The organism is Bacteroidota bacterium, from assembly GCA_034723125.1.
Classification (GTDB): Bacteria; Bacteroidota; Bacteroidia; order CAILMK01; family JAAYUY01; genus JAYEOP01.
Window position 1 is genome coordinate 1 of sequence record JAYEOP010000067.1, and the last position, 5,208, is coordinate 5,208.

The 5,208-nt window shown below is 29.5% G+C and carries 6 protein-coding genes; all 6 read right to left on the reverse strand.

Annotation, left to right across the window (positions count from 1 at the left end; translation table 11 throughout):
• Positions 1 to 1,013, reverse strand: a 1,013-nt coding sequence (locus U9R42_02130; protein ID MEA3494812.1) for an adenine-specific methyltransferase EcoRI family protein, incomplete at its 3' end; no start/stop codon positions are given.
• Positions 1,014 to 1,022: 9 nt separating this feature from the next.
• Positions 1,023 to 1,859, reverse strand: coding sequence for an EcoRI family type II restriction endonuclease (locus tag U9R42_02135; protein MEA3494813.1), 837 nt, complete (start codon positions 1,857 to 1,859; stop codon positions 1,023 to 1,025).
• Positions 1,860 to 2,280: 421 nt separating this feature from the next.
• Positions 2,281 to 3,378, reverse strand: a complete 1,098-nt coding sequence (locus U9R42_02140; GenBank protein ID MEA3494814.1) for an MlaD family protein — start codon at positions 3,376 to 3,378, stop codon at positions 2,281 to 2,283.
• A gap of 32 nt (positions 3,379 to 3,410) precedes the next feature.
• Positions 3,411 to 4,175, reverse strand: coding sequence for an ATP-binding cassette domain-containing protein (locus U9R42_02145; protein MEA3494815.1), 765 nt, complete (start codon positions 4,173 to 4,175; stop codon positions 3,411 to 3,413).
• A gap of 10 nt (positions 4,176 to 4,185) precedes the next feature.
• The gene (locus U9R42_02150) at positions 4,186 to 4,944 is read right to left on the reverse strand and encodes an ABC transporter permease (protein ID MEA3494816.1); all 759 of its coding nucleotides are present in this window, start codon (positions 4,942 to 4,944) and stop codon (positions 4,186 to 4,188) included.
• A 35-nt stretch (positions 4,945 to 4,979) separates the two neighbouring features.
• On the reverse strand, positions 4,980 to 5,208 hold a 229-nt coding region (locus U9R42_02155; GenBank protein MEA3494817.1), incomplete at its 5' end, for a hypothetical protein.

Sequence of the window (5,208 nt, forward strand, 5' to 3'; positions counted from 1 at the left end):
TGGCTTTTTCCTTTTTTCGTTAATTCAATAAATTCAGTTTGTAATCGTTTATTTTTAATTAAAATTCTAAAATACGGACATTTCCCATTTATTGATAAATCTTTTTCATCATTTCCTTTTCTGAATTTAATTATTTCAAATTGGTCAGGATTAAATTTGTGCAGAAATGTTATAGGCACACCCATGTATCCTTTGTAATCTAATGGTATATCTTTTGTTTTATTAACATTAATACCATCATAGTTATCATATTTGGGATATTCAATTTCGTTTCCAAAATACCTTTTTGTAAGTGTAATGTCTTCGTGTCGTTTAAAAGTATCTAAGTTAGTTAACCATAAAGCATTGTTTGGAGAAACTATTCTATTTCCAGAACTATCAATCCGAGCCTCTGTCCCATAAAGTTCATAGTGTTCTGGAACAATAAAACCTGAAATGCCTCTACCAAGATTTATACCTAACCACGCTTTATTTTCTTTTATTAGTTTAAAAATTTCTTTATAGGTAATAGCATTAATATTACCTATTATTAAAAACTTTTTATCGTATCTAACTAACTGATTAACATATTCTCTAAATAATGAAAACGGAGGGTTAGTAACAACAATATCGGATTGTTTTAATAGTTCGATACTTTCGGCACTACGAAAATCTCCATCCCCTTTAAAATGAATAATGTCTGTTGAACTTGGTATAATTGTTTCCCCTTCTGAAGCTGTATATTCATAGAAAAAACCACTTTCAGATTTTTCAATATTAAACAAATCCATTTTTTGCTCTCGGTAACAAGCAGATATTAGTTTTTTTATACCTAATTCCTTGAAATTTAATGCAAAATAATTAAAAAAGTTACTAATACGAGGGTCATCGCAATTGCAATAAACTACTTTATTTTCAAAATGACTTTTATAATGTTGCAATTCACTTTCTATATCAGAAAGTTGGGTGTAAAACTCATCACTTTTTGATTTTTTAGCTTTTTGCAATAATTTATTTGTTGCTTTTCTTGCCATTAATGGTTTTTATTTATTTTCTGTTATTTGTTTAAATATATCACTTCCTAAAACCTTAAGGGATGTTTTAGAAACTTCAATCATAATATCAAGCATTTCTTTAGCATCCCATACACCTCCTTTCCCTTGTGTATAAATGGAAGTTGCTTGAAGCATAATTGTTTTATCTTTAGGCTTGACAAACTTATTTTCACATAAGTTTGTGTTAATCGGCATACCATAGTTTGCGGAAGTCAATCTGTCCATTCTATTTAACATTCCAAAATTATATTCAAGTTTTACAATTCTTCCGTCAGGTCTTTTAATTGAAATAGTTTCAGTCAGAAAGTTTGAACCTTCAAGAAATAGGACATACGGGAAATGAGATTCCGATAGCATAAAATTAGCAATTTCGGATATGTTTTTATGTGACCTTTCTATAGCATTACCAGCAGCCATTAAGTCTTGATTGTTGTCTTTTCCTACTAATTTTCCTTTTAGTATATTATCAATGTCTTTTCCTTGATGTTTTGCTTCCGTTACTAAAATTATTCTCCAATTGCCATTATCATCTTTGACTTCAATTATTCCACCATCAGGTCTTATGCTTGAATTTGAAACAAAAAGAGTTTGTCCTAAATCTTTATCAACTTTTTGTAAGGCTTTATTTATCTCTTCCTTTTTTATGTTTTTTCTGTAACGAAAAATTAATTGAGAATATTCTTTTTCAAGTTGTTCAATTACAAGATGTGATATTTTCCCAACTGTTATATTGTGTAATTTTGCTTCATCTCCAAATATACCGACAACACCATGAGACTTTTTATGTTGTTTTGTTAATCTTTTTGATTGATTTTTTTTAGCCATATTATAACGTTCCTATCACTATTTACTTTTAATACAAAAATACAAACTTTATTTTTAACACAAGAAACATACACCTTTTCAAATTTGCACTAATGTTTATTCTTTCATTGCTTGCAGGTAATACTAAACCACCATCAATTTAATTAAAATGAATCTAGTATTATGCCGATGGATTAGCATGTTAAGAAAATTTATTTTCTGTTACATGATAACCTTTCGGTATAACATTAGAATAAACGGAAATTCAGTTTATTTTCATTTTGTACAGATACACTCAAAAACCAATAAGTAGGCTTTCAGCCTTTTTATCTAATAGTCCCCTGAGTTCAAAGAGTGGTTATAAACAAGAACAAGCTTTGTATGGTCTTCAATATTCTGTTCAGTAAATTCCATAATCATCTTGCATACTGTATCAATCCCCTCACTCCTCTTTTCGTTTTGCTTTGTTCTTTTCTTTTTCATATTTACTTGACCTGATATACCATTTGTTCTGTAGGTTTTTTGCGGTTTCATTAATGTTAAGAATTGCATCATTCAGGTTATAAATAGTTCTTGAAAATGAATCGGCAAAGCTAGTGTCTGAAAGTATTTTATAAGCAATACCTCCTTCACTGTTAAGACTTTTTGCAACTTCTGCAAGTTCTTTTGCAATACGATCAGTATTTTTACTGGCATTATATAAATTTTGCAAAAAAGCAGTATCTGTAAATAATTTTCCAAAAATACCTTTATCGCTTTTAATTTTTTTACTTACAAAAATCAAATCTTCAGAGACAATACCTAGGTCTTTTGTTATTTTATTTAGATTGTTACTTGCATGGCTAACTTTATTGAATGTGTTATCAAATTGTCTGTTATAGGCTGTATCTGAGAGCAATTTTCCAATTACTCCTTCTTGTCTGTTTATTTTTGATGCAATTCCTGCAAAATTATCAGTAAGTATAGCAGTGTTTCTACCAATTCTATCAAGATTGTTTGAGAAAGCAGTGTCTGAAAATATTTTTCCAAAGATACCTTCACCATTATTTATTCTTTGAGTAATTGATGCTATATTTCTTGTAATTTTAATAGTTTCATTACTTGCTTCATTTATTTTTTTAATAATATCATCAATCTTCACAGCTTCCACAGTTTTAAGATAATCACCATCTTCTACTACTGGAGATGTTGAATATCCGGGAGATATAGTTAAAGCTTTTCCACCAATAAGACCTTCGGAAGTAATTTCTGCTTCTGAAGTTTTTCTTATGAATTTTTTAACATCTTCGTCAATCAAAAGATCTAATTCAATTGTTGTGTCATTAATAATTGTAATATTTTTTACAGAACCTACTTCAATTCCTGAAAAATTTACATCATCTCCTATTTCTAATCCGCTAACATCCTCAAAAATACATTTTAATGTAAATGTAGTTCTAAAAAGATTTTCTTGAATCCCAATGTAATAAATTGAGAAAATAAAAAGGGATATTCCTGCAACTATAAAAGTTCCCATTTTTATCATATTTTTTTTACTCATTTTCATAGTACTTACATTTTAATATCTTCACTTTATTCGAAAAATGATTTAACCCATTTATCTTCAGTATTTTTCAATTCATCGTAAATTCCTTCTTTGTAAAAAACACCATGTCTTATAAATAACATTCTGTCAGTTGTAATTCTTGCACATTTCATATCATGTGTAATAATCAAAGATGCAGAATTATATTTTTCCTGTACAGAAAGTATCAGTTCACTAATTTCTTGAGATGTTTGTGGATCAAGCCCTGTTGTCGGTTCATCATAAAAAATCACTTTTGGTTTCATAATAAGTGTTCTTGCAAGACCAATACGTTTTTTCATCCCTCCTGATAATTCTGAAGGTACTTTATCAATTGCATCTAACAAGCCTACATTTTCTAGGGCTTCAACACTCATATCTTCAATTTCTGCATCAGATAAATTCTTAAAGTTTCTAATAACAGGAAAAGCAAGATTTTCTCTCACAGTCATAGAATCATACAAAGCACCACCTTGAAAAAGGAATCCTATTTGTCTGCGAATATTTAAAAGTTCTTTATGATTTAAAGAAAAAACATCTTTTCCAAATACTTCAATTTTCCCTTCATCAGCTTCCAAAAGACGAACAATACATTTTATCAAAACAGATTTGCCAATACCTGATTTACCCAGTACACCAACATTTTCACCTGCTCTAAGTTTTAGAGATATTCCATTTAAAATTGGATTAGCTGGAAAAGCTTTTTTAAGATTTTCAACTACAATAACTTCTTCGTTGTTATTTTGTTTAATATTTTCGTTATTATTTGTCATTAAAAAAAACTTAAAATATTTGATCAAGTTGAACAGCAACAATATCAATAATAAACATTGCCAATGAAGAAGCTACAACTGCCGAATTTGCGGCTTGTCCTACACCCTCAGTTCCTTTATTGGCATAATATCCTTTGTAACATCCGATAATTCCAATTGCAAAGCCAAAAAATATTGTTTTTATTGTTGCAGGTAGAAAGTCTCCAAAATCTAAAGTACTGAATGCTTGTGAAATAAATAATTCAGGTGAAAGGTGTGCATTAAGGTTAATAGCAAGATAAGAGCCCAAAAAAGCAATTGCATCAGAATAAAAAACAAGTAATGGAATCATTAATGAAGTAGCCATAACACGTGTAACAACAATAAATTTCATTGGATTAGAAGCAGAAACTTCCATAGCATCAATTTGTTCGGTAACACGCATTGAACCTAATTCCGCACCTATGCTTGATCCTATTTTCCCTGCACAGATAAGTGCAGTTATCAATGGACCAATTTCTCTAACTATCGAAATAGAAACCATTCCGGGAAGCCAATCTTCAGCACCAAAAGTAACCATCATTGGGCGGGATTGAAGTGTGAGGACAAAACCTAGAATAAATCCAATAATTGATATTAAAGTAAGTGATTTATAACCTATTTGATACGATTGACGAGTAAATTCTCTAAATTCAAAACGACCATGAAAAAGCTCTCGAAAAAATTGTCCTGTAAAAACAGTTAAATTCGCAGCCTCAAGAAAAAAATCGTTTACCCTTTTACTTGCCATATTTCTACTTTTATGAAAGTTGCAATTTACTAATATTAAAAACGTAAGCCTATTAATAATTGAAAATAATAATAATCGTTACAAATCATATATTCGCTAATTGGAGAGAAATGTTTAACATAACCCGTCCCTATTGACATAAAAAAATTATCTCCGTTGTATCCCACACTTGAATTTATTTCCATCATTGCATTTATGCTATTTTCTTTTTGAAAAATGCCTGACCCAAATGACATTTTTTGATAACCACTACCTAACATAATC

What these genes read in the sequence shown, in the direction of transcription:
- U9R42_02135 (MEA3494813.1), bottom strand. Translation starts at nt 1,859, where the DNA reads ATGGCTAAAAAAAATCAATCAAAAAGATTAACAAAACAACATAAAAAG.
- U9R42_02150 (MEA3494816.1), bottom strand. Translation starts at nt 4,944, where the DNA reads ATGGCAAGTAAAAGGGTAAACGATTTTTTTCTTGAGGCTGCGAATTTA.
- U9R42_02140 (MEA3494814.1), bottom strand. Translation starts at nt 3,378, where the DNA reads ATGAGTAAAAAAAATATGATAAAAATGGGAACTTTTATAGTTGCAGGA.
- U9R42_02145 (MEA3494815.1), bottom strand. Translation starts at nt 4,175, where the DNA reads ATGACAAATAATAACGAAAATATTAAACAAAATAACAACGAAGAAGTT.